This window comes from Vibrio sp. D431a (genome assembly GCF_030248655.1).
Lineage (GTDB): Bacteria > Pseudomonadota > Gammaproteobacteria > Enterobacterales > Vibrionaceae > Vibrio > Vibrio alginolyticus.
Window position 1 is genome coordinate 19137 of sequence record NZ_JAHGAP010000027.1, and the last position, 19223, is coordinate 38359.

General features: G+C 42.9%; 19 protein-coding genes. 8 read left to right on the forward strand and 11 right to left on the reverse strand.

All coding sequences use genetic code 11. The features are described 5' to 3' along the window. Nucleotides 1-204 precede the first annotated feature (204 nt). Complete coding sequence (locus KJB35_RS21510) at nt 205-2751, forward strand: Ig-like domain-containing protein (RefSeq protein WP_033905532.1); 2547 nt, start codon at nt 205-207, stop codon at nt 2749-2751. 90 nt (nt 2752-2841) lie between these two features. Here the strand turns inward: KJB35_RS21510 and KJB35_RS21515 are convergent, their stop codons facing one another. Both KJB35_RS21515 and KJB35_RS21520 read right to left on the reverse strand, forming a co-directional pair. Beyond that, nucleotides 2842-3585, reverse strand: a complete 744-nt coding sequence (locus KJB35_RS21515; protein WP_005380283.1) for a YggN family protein — start codon at nt 3583-3585, stop codon at nt 2842-2844. Nucleotides 3586-3646: 61 nt separating this feature from the next. Then, entirely contained in the window at nt 3647-4126 is a 480-nt protein-coding gene (locus tag KJB35_RS21520; protein ID WP_005380280.1) for a GreA/GreB family elongation factor, read from the reverse strand. Between the two features lie 76 nt (nt 4127-4202). Here KJB35_RS21520 and KJB35_RS21525 point away from each other — a divergent pair, with 76 nt between their 5' ends. Further along, nucleotides 4203-6128 (forward strand): ATP-dependent DNA helicase RecQ, encoded by a 1926-nt coding sequence (locus tag KJB35_RS21525; protein ID WP_005380279.1) that lies wholly within the window; start codon nt 4203-4205, stop codon nt 6126-6128. Here KJB35_RS21525 and dinB (KJB35_RS21530) read toward each other — a convergent pair. Together dinB (KJB35_RS21530) and dinB (KJB35_RS21535) are read right to left on the reverse strand one after the other, a co-directional pair. Continuing rightward, nucleotides 6125-7126, reverse strand: a complete 1002-nt coding sequence (gene dinB / locus KJB35_RS21530) for a DNA polymerase IV (protein ID WP_242612560.1) — start codon at nt 7124-7126, stop codon at nt 6125-6127. The genes KJB35_RS21525 and dinB (KJB35_RS21530) overlap by 4 nt on opposite strands. A gap of 180 nt (nt 7127-7306) precedes the next feature. Further along, a complete protein-coding gene (gene dinB / locus KJB35_RS21535; protein WP_285357421.1) occupies nt 7307-8368 on the reverse strand; it encodes a DNA polymerase IV in 1062 nt (353 codons plus the stop codon). A gap of 655 nt (nt 8369-9023) precedes the next feature. On the opposite strand from dinB (KJB35_RS21535), the gene KJB35_RS21540 reads away from it, so the two are divergent. From KJB35_RS21540 to KJB35_RS21550, 3 genes are all read left to right on the forward strand, one after another. Beyond that, nucleotides 9024-9236 (forward strand): cold-shock protein, encoded by a 213-nt coding sequence (locus tag KJB35_RS21540; protein ID WP_005379019.1) that lies wholly within the window; start codon nt 9024-9026, stop codon nt 9234-9236. A gap of 119 nt (nt 9237-9355) precedes the next feature. Then, the gene (locus KJB35_RS21545) at nt 9356-9556 is read left to right on the forward strand and encodes a hypothetical protein (protein WP_005379017.1); all 201 of its coding nucleotides are present in this window, start codon (nt 9356-9358) and stop codon (nt 9554-9556) included. Between the two features lie 238 nt (nt 9557-9794). Next, nucleotides 9795-9953, forward strand: a complete 159-nt coding sequence (locus KJB35_RS21550) for a hypothetical protein (RefSeq protein ID WP_005379015.1) — start codon at nt 9795-9797, stop codon at nt 9951-9953. 155 nt (nt 9954-10108) lie between these two features. On the opposite strand, the gene KJB35_RS21555 is transcribed toward KJB35_RS21550, so the two are convergent. From KJB35_RS21555 to KJB35_RS21570, 4 genes are all read right to left on the reverse strand, one after another. Beyond that, nucleotides 10109-10339 (reverse strand): hypothetical protein, encoded by a 231-nt coding sequence (locus tag KJB35_RS21555; protein ID WP_285357424.1) that lies wholly within the window; start codon nt 10337-10339, stop codon nt 10109-10111. Nucleotides 10340-10753: 414 nt separating this feature from the next. After that, entirely contained in the window at nt 10754-10909 is a 156-nt protein-coding gene (locus KJB35_RS21560) for a hypothetical protein (protein ID WP_162836310.1), read from the reverse strand. Between the two features lie 201 nt (nt 10910-11110). Further along, nucleotides 11111-11320: a cold-shock protein gene (locus KJB35_RS21565; protein WP_005380677.1), complete on the reverse strand. Its 210-nt coding sequence runs from the start codon at nt 11318-11320 to the stop codon at nt 11111-11113. A 265-nt stretch (nt 11321-11585) separates the two neighbouring features. Further along, entirely contained in the window at nt 11586-11744 is a 159-nt protein-coding gene (locus KJB35_RS21570; protein ID WP_285469850.1) for a hypothetical protein, read from the reverse strand. Nucleotides 11745-12044: 300 nt separating this feature from the next. Here KJB35_RS21570 and KJB35_RS21575 point away from each other — a divergent pair, with 300 nt between their 5' ends. From KJB35_RS21575 to KJB35_RS21585, 3 genes are all read left to right on the forward strand, one after another. Continuing rightward, nucleotides 12045-13076, forward strand: a complete 1032-nt coding sequence (locus KJB35_RS21575) for a P-loop NTPase fold protein (protein ID WP_285357427.1) — start codon at nt 12045-12047, stop codon at nt 13074-13076. A gap of 44 nt (nt 13077-13120) precedes the next feature. After that, the gene (locus tag KJB35_RS21580; protein ID WP_285357429.1) at nt 13121-15331 is read left to right on the forward strand and encodes a hypothetical protein; all 2211 of its coding nucleotides are present in this window, start codon (nt 13121-13123) and stop codon (nt 15329-15331) included. 865 nt (nt 15332-16196) lie between these two features. Then, nucleotides 16197-16442 carry a DUF1040 family protein gene (locus KJB35_RS21585; RefSeq protein ID WP_062730570.1) on the forward strand — a complete coding sequence of 82 codons (246 nt, stop codon included), beginning with the start codon at nt 16197-16199 and terminating at the stop codon, nt 16440-16442. A 62-nt stretch (nt 16443-16504) separates the two neighbouring features. On the opposite strand, the gene KJB35_RS21590 is transcribed toward KJB35_RS21585, so the two are convergent. From KJB35_RS21590 to KJB35_RS21600, 3 genes are all read right to left on the reverse strand, one after another. Beyond that, nucleotides 16505-16681 carry a hypothetical protein gene (locus KJB35_RS21590; protein WP_153904563.1) on the reverse strand — a complete coding sequence of 59 codons (177 nt, stop codon included), beginning with the start codon at nt 16679-16681 and terminating at the stop codon, nt 16505-16507. Between the two features lie 305 nt (nt 16682-16986). Then, nucleotides 16987-17454, reverse strand: a complete 468-nt coding sequence (locus KJB35_RS21595) for a Mov34/MPN/PAD-1 family protein (RefSeq protein ID WP_053307026.1) — start codon at nt 17452-17454, stop codon at nt 16987-16989. Further along, on the reverse strand, nt 17444-19222 hold the full coding sequence (locus KJB35_RS21600) for a ThiF family adenylyltransferase (protein ID WP_053307027.1): 1779 nt from the start codon (nt 19220-19222) through the stop codon (nt 17444-17446). The genes KJB35_RS21595 and KJB35_RS21600 overlap by 11 nt, the downstream gene beginning before the upstream one ends. Nucleotide 19223 lies beyond the last annotated feature (1 nt).

A 19223-nucleotide genomic window follows, 5' to 3' on the forward strand; every position in this document is an offset into this window, starting at 1 on the left:
TTCGTTTTACGTGGCTGAATTTTACCAATCCTTCTGCCGTGAAGTGAGCCGAAAAATAATGAGCTCTGGTGTAAGGGACGAACTGTTCCTCGTGATACTGTGTCGAAAAGCAGAATATTGTGCTTCGCTTTTTCCCCCTAATGTCTATTTATCAGCTAGTTATTACTCTGTTCTCATTTATACCCATGATTCAAGGAGAGGAAAATGAAGGTCACCCTACTTCACGGAGCGATGGTTGTAGCACTCAGCGCCAGCTACCAAGCTCAAGCCTATAACTGTCAAAGTTTACCCGACTGGGACAGCACTGCGACTTATACATCGGGCGCTTTAGTAAAAACGCAAGGAGCCGCTTATGAGGCTGCATATTGGACGCAAGGCAATGATCCCGTGACCAACTCAGGATCTTGGGAAGCATGGAAAGCGTTAGGGCAATGTGATGGTGGAAGCAACAATTTATCACCAACGGTGTCGTTCTCCTCTCCAATAAACAACGCACAAATTCCCGAAGGCAGTGCGATCACTTTGTTAGCCAACGCAACTGACGAAGATGGCCAAATCACACAAATTGAGTTTGTTGCAGGCAACCAAACCGTTGCTGTGGTAACTCAAGCACCATTCGAAGCTTCTTGGACCGCTATTGAAGGGATCTCGCAATTGACCGCAATTGCGACAGATAATGAGGGAGCTGTTAGCACCACGACGATTTCTATCCAAGTTCAACCACAAGTCGAATTACCGCCACCAAGCATTTCATTGACAAGCCCAGTAGGCACAGAAGTGCTTAATGTAGGCGATAACCTAACCGTAGCCGCTCAAGCTGACGATATTGATGGTGTGGTCACACAAGTTGAGTTCTTCGTAAACAATCAATCTGTCGCCATTGATACTAGCGCACCTTACGAATATCAATGGACCGCTAGTCCAGGTACATACTCGTTCAAAGCACAAGCGACTGATGATACAAACCTCGCAACGATGAGCCAAGAAGTAGCGCTGGTTATTAGTAATTCAGAAACCGGAACGGGCGGATGTGCAGATGCAGTACCTTATGTGGCAGGCACAAGTTATCAAGCTGGCGACCTGATTTCTCACTTCAACCAAAAATATCGTTGTGATGTTGCTGGTTGGTGCTCCTCGGATGCGACATGGGCTTACGAGCCTGGTGAAGGGCTATACTGGCAAGATGCTTGGAGTGGCCTAGGTGCTTGTTCGACACCACCGCAAGTTACCATTACGGCACCAACGGATGGACAAGTCGTGCTCGCTGGCAGCAATAACGAAATCACGGCAAACGCAAGCGATGCTGATGGCACAGTCACGCAAGTTGAGTTTTTTGCGAACAACACCAGCTTAGGGGTCACCACTCAAGCGCCATATTCCGTTACTTGGAACGCCACACTTATTGGCGCTAACCAGCTTAAAGCCGTCGCAACCGATAATGATAACAACACGTCAGAGTCCCTGGTTGGTGTGGAAGTCAGCGATAAAGATTTGGTCGTCTCTCTGACTTCACCAAGCAGCGGTCAAACCGTCGGATTAGGCAAAAGTCTCGCATTAAGCGCCGATGCAACGTCTTTAACTTCAGGCATTAAACACGTTGATTTCATGATCAACGGCTCTATTGTTGCAACCGATACCACAGCACCTTACACAGCCAACTGGACACCAACTGCACTTGGTAACTTTACAGTTAGCGCCCAAGCTGTGGATTTGTCAGGAAGCAATGCACTGTCTGACGCCGCAGCAATAACGGTGGTTGAGCAAGTAGAGAAACGCCATAACCTCATCGGTTACTGGCACAATTTTGTAAATGGTGCGGGCTGTCCAATTCGTCTAGCAGATATGGCAGATGCTTGGGATGTGATTGATATTGCCTTTGCTGAAAATGATCGCAACAGTGATGGCACTGTGCACTTTAATCTATATTCAGGCGATATTTACAGCGATTGTCCAGCACTCGATCCAACACAATTCAAGCAGGACATGGCAGCGCTTCAAGCTAAAGGTAAGAAGTTTGTTCTCTCTCTTGGCGGCGCAGAAGGCACGATTACGCTGAATACCGACCAAGATGAAGCCAACTTTGTCTCTAGCCTAACAGGTCTTATCGCTGAGTGGGGCTTTGATGGTCTAGATGTGGATTTAGAGAGTGGTTCTAACTTAGTTCATGGCTCGCAAATTCAAGCTCGCCTTGGTCGTGCTTTGCTTCAAATAGAGCAAAACATGGGTGGAGATATGTACCTAACCATGGCGCCTGAGCACCCTTATGTTCAAGGCGGCTATGTGGCTTACAGCGGTATTTGGGGAGCTTACATTCCTGTGATAAACGAGACACGCAGCACGCTCGACTTGCTTCACGTCCAGTTATATAACAACGGCGGTTTGCCAAACCCATACCTGCCAGGCAGTGCACCAGAAGGCTCTGTGGATATGATGGTAGCGCAATCTAAAATGCTTATCGAAGGTTTTGAGTTGGCCGACGGCACTCAATTTGCACCATTGCGCGATGATCAAGTCGCAATCGGTTTACCTTCAGGTCCTAGCTCGGCAAATTCAGGGCAGGCTCCAACACAGAATATTATCAACGCACTAGATTGTTTAACCAAAGGCACTTCATGTGGCACCGTAAAACCAGCGTACCATTACCCGAATTATGCAGGAGTAATGACATGGTCTATCAACTGGGATCAGCATGATGGCTTTAACTTCTCAAAACCTGTCGGCGATAAACTCACCGAGATGAATGCGCAATAAGCTATCAAAGAATAAGCGAGTAAAACGCAAAGAGAGCACAATAGTGCTCTCTTTCTTTATCTCATCGAGTTTTTGCTTTTTAATGAGTAATTAAATCGTAAATACTCGGTAATCTTTTAGCTCAGGGATTTTCTTCAACAGATCGTTTTCTTGCCCTGCCATGTCATCCAGCGAATCGCACAAGTCTTCTGCTTGTTGTTCTACCTCTTTTGAATGCTCGGCTAAACGCTCTTCTACTTTCGCGCTGAGTTCAGCCATACTCTCTGATAATGCAGTGAGGTTTATCCCTCCCTCTTCCTTCATTTTTTTCGATAAAGCATCCAACGAACTGGCTAAAAACTCTTTATTGAAGATCTCTTGTGCTTTTGCAAAGTCTTCAGTCCACCCTTGTGTCATAGACTCAAAACTCTCCGCAGGCAGGATGAAATCACCATCTTTGTAGTAACGTGATTCAACATCAGCGAAAAAGTCCTTTACTGCGACTTTTACATTATCAAACGCACCAGGTGCATCGAGGCTTTCCGCAACATCATCAATAATATCATTCGCAAGCGCTAAACCATCACTCGCCAATTGCTTTGCTTGTGGAATATACGCGTTCATTTTTTCGCGATAGTCTTCAATTGCCGCTTTTTGGTCGGCATTGAGTTCAATTAGCTCACCTTTGATGAAGAGGTTGTTATCCTCATCCACGACAGCTTTATCACCTGTCGTTTGGCGAATTTCCAAGCTTTGCCCATCCATACGGACTTCATTATTGATGTCCACACGACACTGCGCTGCATAACCAGTAGCACTGACCATCAGCAATGAGAGTGTAAAAAGCTTTTTCATGTCATTCTCTTTTATTTAACATTACTCGTGTTAAACATAACACTGAGTGATACATGAGATGTCAGCAAATCGTCACGACTTCGTAACAAGTTGTTTTATCTCCTATTTTCACGTCAACCTCATCACCCTCTTCTTTCCCGAACAACGCTCGACCCAGAGGAGATTTGGCTGTTAAGACAAAGACTTCCAGAGTCTGATATTGAACAGTCAAACCACCAGAGCAAGGGCCTACAAAGAAGTGCTTTTCGATCAAATTCTCATCTGCGAGAACAACGTAAGCACCAACACCAACAGGCGCATTCTTAAAGTTACGAGTCACTAAAGAACGATATTGACGCAACTCCTCTTCACTATCTTGAATTCGCATGGCTTGTCCATGAGCAAGATACGCGGCTTCAAGTGCCAATGTATCGTACTTGTGCTCGGGAACAGTTTCTTCATCTGTGGCGGCATCGATAGCTCGCTGAGCCGATGAATGGGCAACTTGAAGTTTTTCTTCCAGATGTTGGATGATAATTTGGACTAAGTCAGCTTTGTTCATACTTTTAGGACGCGCGTTTAGTATTCGGGGTGTGTTAATGTAGCCAAGTTTACCATCAAAGAAAGGTTTCCCTATTATGCAAAGTGACTCGCTGCATCAAACACTTCAATCTGTATTTGGTTTTGACTCATTACGCCAAGGTCAGCAACCCGTTATTGAAGCCGTTATGAATGGTTACTCTGCTGCGGCAATCTTTCCTACAGGCTCGGGGAAGTCACTCTGTTATCAACTACCTGCAACCATATTACCCAACCTTACGTTGGTGATCTCTCCGTTGTTGGCGTTAATGAAGGATCAACTGAGCTTTTTACAAAGTAAAGGAATCGCGGCCGCTTCTATCGATAGCAGTCAAAGTAGAGAAGAAGCACAACAGGTCATGGCTGGCGTGAAGAATGGACAAATCAAAATCTTGATGATTTCTGTTGAGCGACTAAAAAATGAGCGTTTTCGTGAATTCATTCGCCAAGTACCGATTTCTTTGATGGTCATTGATGAAGCGCACTGTATTTCCGAATGGGGGCATAACTTTCGTCCAGATTATCTCAAACTACCGCAATATCAACGTGAACTGAACATCCCACAGTCTTTACTTCTCACCGCAACGGCAACGCCTGCAGTTATTGAAGACATGCAAAAAAAGTTCGATATTTCCAGTGAACATATTACCGTTACAGGCTTCTACCGCTCTAATCTGGATATCTCGGTGATCCCGTGTGAGGAAACAAAGAAACAAGAACAGCTCAGTGAGATCATCGCCTCTTCACCTAAGCTTCCGACCATCGTATACGTGACGCAGCAGCAAACAGCAGAACGAGTAGCAAAGTCATTAATCCATATTGGCATTAACGCTCACGCATACCACGCTGGCATGAAAAGCGACGTTCGTGAACAAATCCAACAGCAGTTCATGGATGGCCAAATTGACTGTATTGTTGCAACGATTGCATTTGGTATGGGGGTCGATAAATCTGATATTCGACGCGTCATTCACTTCGACTTACCCAAATCAATCGAGAACTACGCACAAGAGATTGGACGTGCAGGCAGGGACGGGCAACGCTCGGAGTGCATTCTGCTAGGCAATACGTCCGGCCTAACGGTGTTGGAGAATTTTGTCTATGGTGACACACCAGAATTTACGTCAATTAACTATGTAGTCGAGCAAGCGAAAGAACATGCTCCACAATGGGAGGTAGTGCCACTGCGTTTGTCGCGTGAAAGTAATATCCGCCAATTGCCACTCAAAACCTTGTTGGTTTATTTGGAGCTACATAACGTCATTGAAGCAAAGTACAGTTACTTTGCGGAATATCGGTTTAAGTTTTTGCACGATCAGCAATTTATTGTGAATCAATTTCAAGGCGAGCGACGTCAATTTGTGGAGGCTATTTTTTCCTGCTCACAAAAAGCCAAAGTGTGGTGCCAAGTTGATCTAGAAGCGCTATGGATGAACTATCAATCGGAACGCAGCCGAGTTGTCGCAGCGCTCGACTATTTTCACCAGAACGGCTGGATAGAACTAGAGAGCAAACAACTGACGGACGTGTACTCAGTTATGCCAACCAAACAGAGCTCGGATGTTTTAATCCAACAACTGTATGAACTGTTCCAATCCAAAGAAAGCAAAGATATCGAAAGAATCCACACCATGCTGCACTTGTTCCAGTCCGAGCACTGTTTGAGCTCACAATTGGCGAACTACTTTGCGGATCACGATGCACCAAAGCAATGTGGTCACTGCTCCGTGTGTCGTGGTCACGTCGCCACATTCACAGCACCAGAACCTGAAGATATTGAACAATCTCAAGTATCGATATGGGCGCGGGAGTTTATTCAGCTTTCCCCATCGGCCATCAGTAATGATGCCGTTGCTCGCTTCTTGTGCGGAATCAGCACTCCTTTGATTAGCCAGCTAAAAGCCTCAAAGCTAGCAGGTTATGGTGCAATGGCAAATGTAAGTTTTGAGCAGGTATTAACGCAGGTAGAAACGGTAAGGGCCTAAAAAAAGCTCAATTGACGCGCTTGGTCTTCGGGCTTGAGCATCACGTTCAAGCCTAAAAGGCGAATTTCCCGTCCATTTTGGCGTTTAAGAATATCTCTTAGCAAGATCTTGAAGTCCTCAAGCTCTAATTGCGGATGGATGTGCTCAATTGTTGTCAGTTGAAAGTCGGCAAATTTGACTTTAATACCTTGTTTAATAATCGACTTATCTGGGCTTGCACGCTCTAAACGTTTCTCGAGTTCAGGATAAAGTTTCTCCTCAATCACTTGCCAACATTCATCATAGGTTGCGATGTTCTGGCTGAATGTCCTTTCCACACCGACGGACTTTCTCTCGCGCTCAACAACGACTTCTCGATTATCAATTCCATGGCTTCGCTGCCATAAGGAGGCACCCTGACGACCAAACTGCCTCAACAACTCTCGATAGTCACTGTTTTTAATGTCCTCACATCGATAAAAACCGGCTTGGTGGAGCTTCTCAAGACTCACCTTCCCCACACCAGGAATGTTCTCTAGCGGAAGACTATCGATAACCTCTTGGACTTTCTCTGGCGGAATCACAAACTGACCGTTGGGCTTGTTCATGTCTGACGCGACCTTGGCAAGAAACTTTATCGGAGCAATGCCCGCCGATGCCGTCAACCCAAGTTCACTCCAGATATCGCGGCGAATTGACTCTGCGATCAACGTAGCGGAGCCACGGCAAGCTGTCGAGTCCGTGACATCGAGGTATGCTTCATCCAATGAGAGAGGTTCAATGATAGGCGTATAACGCTCAAAAATAGCACGAATCTGCTGAGAGACTTGCTTATATACATGCATTCTACCGGGCACAACCAACAAATGAGGACAGAGTTGCAGCGCGCGCGCCGTTGACATTGCACTGCGAACACCATATTTACGCGCATCATAATTACAGGTGCTAATCACTCCACGCTGCTTTTCATGTCCGCCAACAGCGAGTGCAATGCCACGGTAACTGGGGTTATCTCTCATCTCTACGGCAGCATACGCAAACTATCGGGTAAAAAATGTAGTTCTTAGTGGGTGAGTGAGTGAATAACTTTTTAAAATAGATAGTTAAGCTAAAAAACGCACTTACATAATTCACTTACAGAAAAATCACGAAAATCGCAAGGTAAATGCCTCGTAAACGCTTCACTCGCACTTACATTTTCACCACTTAAGGGTCATCTGAGTGTTGGCTTGCCCCTCCCTAGGTTCTAACCCAACACTTAACCCTATCAAGCGAATTCCTCGTCCATTGGCACGCGCCAAGGCTTCTTTTAATAAAGCAGAGAAAAAAGCTTTATCAAGGTTAATTTGTTTATGCTCAACCGTTGTTTGCTGGAAGTCATCGAATTTAAGCTTAAGTCCCTGACGGATTATTCTTTTATCATGAGCAATCTTACTGAATCGTCTCACTAATTCATCATATAGTGATTCAATAGCCTCAAGGCATTCTGATTCAGTCCGAATATCTAGAGCAAATGTCCGCTCAACACCAAGGGACTTTCTAATTCTTGTTGCTGTTACCTCACGACGATCAATTCCATGGCACCTCTCCCATAGGGAACTACCAAATTTACCAAACTGTTTAAGTAACATGTGTTGATCATAATTTTTGACATCAATGCCTTTGTACAGACCAAGATTATTCAACTTTTCTAGGGTTACCTTCCCTACACCTGGAATCTTGCCTAATTCCAACTCATCAACAAATCCCTCAATTTCATCTGGTGTTACGACGCAAATACCATTTGGCTTATTAATATCGGAGGCGACTTTTGCAACAAATTTGATAGTGGCTACACCTGCACTGGCCGTAAGATTTAGTTCTGATTCAATTGCCTTACGTATATCCTGCGCGATTAATGTTGCCGACCCTCTGAATAATTGTGAGTCAGTTACATCAAGGTAAGCTTCATCAAGTGATAGAGGTTCAATAAGATCAGTATAACGAGCAAAGATTGCATGAATCTGTTTGGATACAGCCTTATACTTCTCCATGTCTCCACCTATAACCCTTAGGTTTGGGCACAACTTGAGTGCATGAGCGGTCGCCATTGCCGAGCGAACACCATATTTTCGGGCAATGTAGTTACATGTTGAAATCACCCCACGTCGATCCGAAGAACCACCTATCGCCAAAGGTATATCCCTTAACTCTGGGTGGTCTCTCATCTCAACTGCGGCATAGTAACAATCAAGATCTATGTGTATGATTTTTCTCTGCATTCGCATTACACCCAAAACACAGACAACTAAATACCTAAAGTCGCCATTAGCTTTCTGTTACCCAAAAGCTCATTACAAACAAACTAAATTCCACAAATATACCTTCTTATTGTACTGTATATCCAACCAGCAATCGAGAGATATATCTGCAAAAAGCGTCTGTCTGGGTGAGTGAGAATGCTTACCATCACAGAGTTTGTGGCTAAGTCACTAATACCGCACCGATAGCAAAAAGCCCGTTAAGAGCCAAGGCTTTACCCTACGTGTTGATAGGTCATAGATGCTGTGAAGGTGTAACTCGCTTTTGCCCCATTCAAAGTTAGAAATAGGGATGATGCTTGTATCGAATATCTGTTTTGCAATAATTATTTTAATGATGTTGTTGATTTCAATTCAGCCTTTTACTTTTCATGGGCTTACTTTTAAGCTATTGATTTTATAGGCAATAAAAATCAATCAAAAAATAGATATCTATTATGTTCATATAGTGTATAGTGGCAGCAGCTCAAACGGTGAGCTATTAGTAAAATATTTAGTTCAAGCTCTTCTCAGTTTTTATTCGATTAAATTCGTCATATTTATCCTGCGATACCTTTTTCTTCATTCCTTATTTAGTAGCTTTCTTTTTAACTTAATCAATGTATCGAGATATATTATGTCAAATAAATCAACAGGCTCAGTAAAATGGTTTAACGAATCCAAAGGTTTTGGATTTATCACCCCTGATAACGGCGGTTCTGACCTATTTGTTCACTTCAAATCAATTGTTAGTGAAGGCTTCAAAACATTATCTGAAGGCCAAAAGGTTTCTTTTGTTGTTGAACAAGGTAACAAAGGCCCTCAAGCGGATAATGTTACGTTAGTATAAAATATTTCTAAAAAGTCTCTTCTGTCGAGGAGACTTTTTTACTTTATGTTTAATAAAGATTCTGAACGTTCGAAATACGAATAAAAATAAATATTGGGATCGATAAGATAAGAAGCAACATGAGAAAACCAGTAAGAAAATCAAGCAAGAAAACACAGAAAAACAACTTCGAAGAACGATTCGCTGCGATGGTAAAAGAATATCAAGAAGCGAAAGGAATTCTCGACTCTATGGCTGAAGGTTCATCAGAATATTTAGCACAGAAAAAAGCATGCGATAAGCTTTTTGCAAACGCGGAACGATACATCAATAAGAGATAATGAATTCTAACCTGAATAAAATCACCTAAAATTATTTTTCTTAGCATCGCTACATTTTTAAAAGCCTGAGTCTCAGTTTTCTGCAATCGTTGGTTCAATCCGTGTTGATCTCATTTAGAAAAGCCATTGAATTTACTATTGCCCATTTATGTTCTGACTTGTGTAGTATCATTGTTGTTTTCATAGCCAATATGAACGCGGGGCGGAATTCAGTAAACCACCAAAAATAGGATGATATATGAGCAAGTTACCTAAACCGACACAAAAGCAGAAGCAATTTAGTATTAATCAGAAAGGGATTAAACGGACACCAGAAGAGTTGAAAAAAATGGGTGTTCGCAAACGCATAGAAGAGATTGAAGAACAAAAAGAGTGGGATAAAGAGTGGGGACTGTGAGTTCACGAAACCTCTCTGAGCTTATCAATACGACACTCCTCTTACATTCCGAAAAGCTGAGCAACTTAGATCGAGACATGCTGACAGGTTTACGAGATCAACTTAATCGTGAGCAAGCCTTGTCAGACAAACAAGCTAAACTGTGTCAAAGGCTACTACGAAAAACGAATCATGATTGCTAACCAACGTAAGTCTTCACAGCTATCATCCAGCGTCATTCGACTTAGCATCTGATCCATTAAATCTCTAATCTCAATTAGTATTGCCCCCTCTGGCGCATGATGCTCAGCTGAGCGCTTGGCGTTCGTTAGACTTTTCATGAAGATAGCTTCGCTATCTATCACGGCGTGTTTCGCGTTGAAGTAAGTGACCTGATAGGTCGGCATGGTCCTATTCCTTTTGAGAGTGGGTGACGCTTTCAATATAGCATTGTTTCACGCTTAAACGTTCGAACTGACTTGGTTTCTCCCCAAAAGTTGACTAGGCAAGCAACTGATTATCAAGGAGTATGGACGGCAAAGACCCATCACACAATGGTTATTACCTCATCTAACAAGCCTGAGCACTACGAGTATGTTTCATCGCTCCCTACTGTTTAAGCAACTTAACGTTCCACTTGTCATAATATGATGTGTGCCCCAGATATTTCGTGGTTGCTATTCCCAAAGCTCATCTGTTGAAGAGCATAGTCTTTCTATGAGCAACCTTTTACAAACCTTACATTCGATATGATAAAAAATTTTTAGTGTATGATTCGCACTTTTTTAACTGAAACCAGATCTTCTTTCTACCGTGATTTTTCAAAGTAATTCCTCCAAAACAACACCAGTCTCACCATTAGCAATCCTTTGGAGAAAGCTATTCATCTTTGTTTTTTTATGTATTGATTTTTCTTTATTTTGAATAGATTTGTTTTTATTATTTCTATTCTCATTATTAAATATTTGATTAGACATATTATGCCCCTTTATAAAAATTATAATTAAGGTGCACTGAACATAAGTATTTTTAGGATAGGTAATTAAGGAGATTACAGAGAGAAACTTGCTAGGGATTACGCTGGAAAACTATCTTTATATTTTATCTTGAAACAAATCTTTGTCAGAGCAACTACCTCGCCAGGCGTATGACGAGGCAGTTTAAATTCAATTGTAAGACTAAATAGTTGTTACATTTTCTGCTTGAAGGCCTTTAGGGCCTTTACCTACAGTGAAGGAAACCTGCTCGCCTTCAATAAGCTTCTTAAAGCCATCACCTAAAATGCTTCTGAAATGAACAAATAAATCATCGCCATTTTCTTGAGAAATAAAACCAAAACCTTTAGTTTCGTTAAACCACTTTACTGTACCAATTACTTGATTAGACATATTATGCCCCTTTATAAAATTAAAATTAAGGTGCACTGAACATAGGTATTATTTTAGGATAGAGCATTAAGGAGATTACAGAGAGAAACTTGCTAGGGATGACGCTGGAAAACTTTCTTGATATTTTATCTTGAAACAACTCTTTGTCAGAGCAAAGACCACTATACAGACTAATTAAAAAAAATATACCTTTATTTTAAATTAATTATTATATCATCTATCTACACGCGTTTTATCACAAAGGGTTCATCTTGATTCCAACGTTTTACAGTTGGGACATTAAGCAATAAATCAATACTGCTAAACGGTCTTTTTTGAGAGAGACTTGCTTGTGGCTGTCAAACTCGCCTTTGTCCAGAGATGTGCCAGAACTATCACTGCTGGCACACTTATGCCCCATTTCGTGTTGGTGCAATAGCTTCATCCATGGCCTGTTAAAGTCGATTTCCCATAATTTGACTAATCTGGAATGAAGAGTCTAGGTCATACCTTCTTTAGGGGCTGCCTTTTCAAGGGAGTGGCATCTTAGTGGCTCGGGGCGACAACGAACAGCCCAAAGCAAAGCAGACTGGACGGTTTTCCAGCGTGCAGGCTAAGTACGGATAATCCTGTTTTCTGTTGCATGAAAATGTGATGTTAAGGATGAGTTCTTGGTATCGTTATTTTCTCATAACGGGCTTGATGCTAAAGTAGTAGGGTTACGCTTTTTATGAGGGATTCCAGTTTGTTACGTAAATACCAAAGCGAAGCACCTGCTGACAATGACATGTTTTCTGGCAAGGGGCACCAGCAAGTCGCCAATGCTATCGCAAATGTCCTGATCAGTGATGCCTCACAGCACATTATAGGGATCGAAGGATCTCTCGGAGCGGGCAAGAGCACCGTAATCAATATTCTTGCCAGTCAGCTGGAGGACAAGGGTTTCCACCTAGTCACCTTCGATGCCGACCAGTACCACACCGCCCTCAAGCCCGCACTTATCCAGACCATCGAGCGGGAGTTGATACCGATGCTCAAAGGTGACCGCTACAAACTGGCGAAGCTGGCCGCTGCTGTAGAAACCGCGCTAGGCAAACGACTCACTTATACCAAAGTGACAAACAGCCATATTCCACTCTCGGCTATCAGCTTTATGTTCCTGCTCGGGGTCTCAGCATTGCAGCTCCGCCCTTTCCTTGCTTTCCTGTATGACAGATTCAAAGACACACCAACCATACCGATGATCGAGGGCATCTTATCCGGTGGACTGCTTGCCCTACCGTTTGTCGGTTATGGCCTGATCAAAGCTTGCGGTAGTAATCTTCAGCTAGGAGATCTACTCAAACGCAACAGTCGTGATACCATCAATGAAACCCTCGATGTTAACCGCGAGGTCGGCGCCATAGAGTTGCGCCAAGCTTTCAAAGTGTTCGCGCATCTCATTCCCAAGGGCAAAACCATCATACTGGTGATTGACAATATCGATCGCGTTTCGCCGGACATTGCCCGTGAACTATGGAGCGATATCGATACCCTGATCTCGCTCGGCAGTAAGCGTTTCCGTATTTTGCTGCCTTATTCCGAGAAGCATTTGGCCAAAGCGTTGGAGCAAAGTGCCATCGAAGCCAATCGGTCTGGTAAGGAGTTTATCTCCAAGCGCATCCCTATTCCCTTTACTGCTCCGCCTATTGCTTCGACTGGTTGGCGCGAGCGTTTCAACCATTATTGGGATGAAACTCTCTCTGATATCGACGGCAAGGAAGGAGCTACGAGCTGATTGATATCTGGCAACGCAATATCACTCCCCGGTATCTGAAGAATTTGGTCAACCGAATCGGCACGCGTATTGACAGCTGCCCCGAAGATAACAATACCCTTAATGGTGCATCTTGTGCTGCTTACCTGATGGCGGTTCATGACAACGATATCCATCTCCGGCAATTGGTCGGTGAGCCAGCAAACCTTGAAGTAGAGCAATCAAGGAGAATTAAAGCCACACAAAAAGTGCTGCGCAAGTATGCAGGTACGACGGAAGAGTGGCCAAAGCACATCGCGGCGCTCCACTACCAGACTTCGTTTACGATCGCCCAAAGTGAACTTATTGTCGAACCTTTGCGTGCAGCATTTACGGGGATGGATGCAGAGCAAATCGTAACGCTCTCGGCTCTACACGGTTTCGATGTCTTTTTCAAAAAGCAGATGGCCGTCACCGATGCCCCAGATTTAGTGAAGCTCATGGCCGAGTTGGTCGAACTATCCGATGGCAAAAAGCTGTTGGAACATTATTTGGCCGATTTCAACCATGAACTCTTAGACAATCCCGTTATACCGGATGAGTTTGACAAGGATTTAATCATTGGATTTCGGACGATACTTGATCATGGCATATGTATTGATCTGTCTATCCCTGAGAAGGAGCAGCGAAAAACAGCAGCGATGGTTTTGCGTCTAGCACGAACATTACAGAGCTCAAACGATCCCAAAGACCTTTCCCCAAGCAACGAAAAGTGGGAAGAGTTAATGCAAGCTGTCCGTAATACCTATAGCTATTTTACAGTCACTGGCAAGCGTCCCTCTTTCATCGAAAAGCCCTCCGCCCCAATGGTGGTTAATGTACTCTATCCAATGCGAAATACAATCCCCAACTGGAAGATAGACAGTCTTGTCCTGTCATTGCCTATAGGCAAGGTCGTCACCGCAGCCTGCAAACGTCAAAACGTACTGAACGAAAAAGATACCCTGTTGCCGTTACTGCACGGGGGAATGCGTTGTGGCGATTTGGGTAGCTTTGAGTCAATGGATTTACTCAACGATATACCAGTTGCTAACAGTGAGATAGAGGACGTTTTGACCCAGCTACCGTTTAGTGTGGGTTGGCACCAACAAAACAATATTGGCTTAACACAGCAACTAACTCAGATGCTGCATAATACCAGCCAACAAAGCCCAGAGGACAAAACGACTATCGCTAGACTGGTCGCCTTAACCGCTGCTACACTTTTCAATCAATTCGAACCGTCACAGACGAATACTTCGCTTCCCAATTCAAACGGCCAACTCCAAAACCAGAACATTGCAAGTTGGGTCGCACCGTATATCTCACAGCATCCTGATGCCTCTAAATATTTACCCAATTACCTTAGCTTTGTTCAATTCGATCGCCTTCTCAAGTGGAGCCAAACTGGCGCAGTTTCTGAAGCCCTGTTTGAATCTATGGCCAAGCTTATCCGTGATGGGCGGATATATCGTATGTCACCAGAAATTTTGTTGAAATCATACTACTCAGTACTTAAAAACAAACTACCTGAACTCAACTCTTACGAACTTCTGTCATGGCTTTCTGATTGGCCATTAGATAATTCCTCTCCAGCACAATGGCAAGATGAGGCGGTCGATGACATTCTCAGCAATGATGAAGGCGAACTAAGGAAGTTACTAAATATTCTTACCGATTACTTCGACAACCCTGACTTGACTGATAACGATTGGATGTTAAGGCTGAGTGAAATGCATTTGGTGGATAGGAAGATTGCCGAGCATTTTGCAGCCAATGAAAATACACTCAGACACTCTTCAGCCTTATCGAGTGCCCTAGTTAAGGCCCTCAGTGACCAACGCGTATTCAATTCTGAATGGCTGCGTACTCTGTTTAAGCTGCTCGGTAAAGAGAGACAGAGTCAGTTGTCATCAATAATCCGTGTACAGTTTTTTAAAACCACTACCTCTAACGATATCAAATACCGGAGCATCCAGTACTACGGCGACAGCTTTTCCATGCCAAATCTCAGCGACGGGGATACGGTTGAAGAAGCGCTAGCCTTCCTAGAAGATGCTATCGCTAATAACAAGCAATATGCGATTGACTGGCTTGTTAATCAACCTTCGGCTAACTGCGGTTGGTGTCTGAATGCATGGTCCGAACTTAATTTACGCAGGCTGAAAGATTGCTTGTCAGGATTGAAAGAATATCCACTCACCCAAGCAATCGATACTCTCTTTGATAAGGAGAGCAGCACTGAAGATGTCACTTAGTAAAGTAGCAATGCCTCTTTTCTGGTAAACACTGATGTGACCGCCTGCGCCACATCCTTTTCCATGCGGAAGATATTGCTGTCGTCTAAACAGATATGCTGTTACATGAAGAGACCAAACACCATAACAATGTTCATTTTCAGCCGTTGGTCACAGCTAGCGAGAATATTGGGCCTATAGTACAACAGTTCCCAGTTTTCCCTATCACTCGTCTAATCGAAAATGGGTTGCCATGTTTCAAGATACTTCTACTCATAGGTAGGAGAGAAGTTAGAGCAAAAGCCTTAACACGAAATGCCCAAGAGTGTGCTGTGCATTAATGGCAAACCTTTCTTGATTCCTTCTCCGAGCTAAAAAGCTCATCACGCAGGTTGCGTGACGCAACTTGCGTGATACGTTTGCTTTTATTTGTGGAAAAGACCAAGTAATAACTAAGTAAAGATATCGTTCCAATCAATCAGGTTTATATTGTCTTTTTATCTATGGGGCACGTCCTCTAGACTAAAGCGCCTCCAACGCTTTAGGTGCTAACAGGTTCCTGCACAAACAAAATTGATACAAATTGGTTGAAGGGAGATTGCATCCTGCATTTTCTACATGCAATACCAAAATTTATGCATATTTTTGGTATATATACTAAATTCAACGTTACTTTTGGTATTTGAGCTCAAATACACGACCAGAAAAGTGTGAAATACCAAAACTAGAGTTAAATTTTGGTATTGGTTTTAAACAGTAATACTTTGGGGAACACCTCAATTAAGATGTATATCCGCTAGACGTGTTGCCCCTTGGCGCTGATAATTAACATCATAAAAATTAATTCAAATATGTATTTTGACGTTAGACCACAAGGAGCACATCAATGCGCGACCCTAAAAGAATAGAAACTACGCTTTCACTTTTGAAGGAACTTTGGAGCAACAATACTGACCTTCGGTTCAATCAGTTGATATATAACCTTCAACGAGAGTTTTCACTCGAGAACGATGGTAAAGGGCAAATCACGGAAATCTCGCAAGAGGGTATTCAGCATGTTGGTTATGATCTGTTTTACATAGAAGATGACTTTTTCATTCAATTTCTAGAGAGGAAGCTAACGCAACAATAGCGCTAGTTTTTGGCTAGATAACAAAACACCTTTGAAGGCTGTGAAAGAATTACTAGTGATTGCTATTCAGCGTGAACTGCCTTAGTAAATGCAACGCACATCTGTTGTATAACATTACGGCGGACTTTCTTGATCTTGGGGGCACGATGCTCACTGACAATAACTCGACTCATCAAGCGAGTAACTGCTTCACGACGCTGTTGGTCGGAAAGGTGAATTTTTTTAGTTTCTTGTTTCATGTCGTATATCTTAGATGACGAGCCGCGGATTTCATCCGATGACGATGATAAGTAAATATAGCTTTGACATTGTTACGTGTCTACACTCATCTAAACAGGTTCAATAGGAAGCGTCTCCATTAGTTTAAAGTCCGTGATATACCATTTTTTGTCAAAGCTCATCTACATCACTTAAGTTTAGGTTCGACAATTGGATTTTTTGTTAATTCAGCGTGAAAGTTATTGATGCAGTAGTACATGCATCGTCTTTCGTAAATCTTCTTTGCTCCAATCCAAGCTTCAGTGCCTTCTAAGAACTTATTCAATTACCTGCGAGAGGAGAGTTTTGATAAACTAGCCCCTTTCATCTTTCCGATCCAAAAATCTTTTATCCCGACAATGATAACTATCTTAGGTGTTCCCCCTTTGAGGTGTGTTGACCATGATGACCTATCTTGTTGCGATGGTTGAGGGAAGTCCTCGGGATGAGTATGCCACTCTCCGACATAATTAACCGTTCCTCCAGACAATTGGAAACAATCATCTACTTTCTGTTGATGGTGTTTGCCTCGCCTATCCACTAGGTTTCTCTGTCTAAGATCACCAAATCCGGGCTCAGACAGATCAGTAATAACTATATGCTGGCCTCTTTCTTCGCCAAGTAGCACACCTGCTGCTTCATTATCCTGCATTTCAGTTTGTTTATATTTTTCTAGAACGGCTAAAACATGTTCAGTAATGACGACGAGGTGTCCATTGCTATCTTGATACGTAAGCTCTCTGTCAAACTTCATTGCATACCACGCATTGCTTTTGAGGTAGCAGTACCTTTCTCTTTCCGGTGCGATGGCGAGGGTCTAAGATAAACTCACTGTAAGTCCAAGGCGTGCTTACATTAAGCGTATTTAATACAGCCTCCAACGCCATAGCAGCAGAAATCTGGCTTACTCCAGCGTCATAAACTGTATAAGTATTTCCACAGCTGACTTTTTTTTCTTTAGACAGATCTAGGTCTTTAAAGCGCATATCGATATGGTCTTGATGGATGCTCTTATCAACCGTCATACACCCATAGCAACTCAGATTGTCATCAACTAAAACCTTAGCTGCTCTACCATTACCATCATTGAACACATGAACGATAGTAGGCCGTTTGACGGACATCTGACGAACAACAAATGCTAGCCTCTTTGATACAGGGGGGCGACCAGTTGCATCAATAACAATATCGTACTTACTAAGCGTTCCTTCATTGATAGGAAAATTACTATCAAATCCAGAAATACTTTTAGCTAAGTGTGTTGAATTATTAAGCTTTTTAGCTAAAGCTGAGGCTTTATTGCTCCCAAAGTCTGATACAGAAAGTGTATGCCGAGAAAAGTTATGAGGCTTTAGAGTATCTCTATCGTAGAGATGTAAGCATTTCGCACCTAAGCCAGCTCCGTTTCGAACGAGCAACTCTGCTAAATATCCCCCTATTGTACCGCACCCAATTAGAGCAATGCTTTTTGAGCTTAATTCAAACTCCCTCTGTTGATTACGGCTTAATAAGGCGGATTTATCCGCTCTAGTAATTGATAACCGAGCGAACTTGGAGCAAAAACCTTTTCTAGACAAAATTCCGATCAGATTTTTGAAAGACGTTTGCTTCCTCTTTCTTCGGGTTTTCCGCGAACTAAACTGGCACTCAATACTATTTACATCTATCTCTAGATAAAGGGAAACCGGATCTTGCTTCTCAATATCAAGCACAACAATATTTCTTTTTGCTTTTGAGTTAGATAGGCATCGAACAAGATGATCTCTTGCGCTGAAATCAACTAGCTCAAGCCAAGATAGCACCTCTTTAAGATCTTGAGGCGGCCACTCTACACCGGATAACCGACTTGGACGAACCCAGACATAATGAGTTTTTATCGCGGGGCTCTCAGGACGAACCAACTCTAAGTCCCTTTGATTTAGCCAGCTTTGTAAGTACTGATTGGTCCGTAAGTCATGCTCTTTTTTGTCAACCTCTACGGTAATATACTCGCTTGACCGTAGCTTTTCTTTACCTGTCGCTCTTGCTAAAACGGATGTGTAAGTGGAGTGTCTTCGAAGTTCGCTGAGTGAATATAATTCGGCAGTGGAAGACCAGTAAGATACAAATTCATTATCAAGCTCCTCGTCTCCTTTGACTTCATTGTCCATAGCATTTACTGCAATATCCAATGTTGTCTTTATCTGAAGATCTACAGTTTTGTATAGTTCAACTAAGTTATTCGGATTCCAGTCAGCTTCCATTTGTTCGACGTAACACAGGTAGCCTTCATGAGATATATGAGGGATTAGCCGCCCTTGGAGAGCTAGCGGCATATCAATTACAAAGACAGTTGGAAGCTCAATATGCGGGTCACTCGCTTGTATCATTGCAACTTCAAACGCACCATACTTTGTATCGTGTCTTTTTATATAAACCCCACCTAAAATGAAGTATCTCTGTAAAAAGGACTCTTTTTTTAAACGGTTTATAGGTCTGTAACTATAACCAAGCTTAAGTAGAGCCTGATGAGTAATATTCACT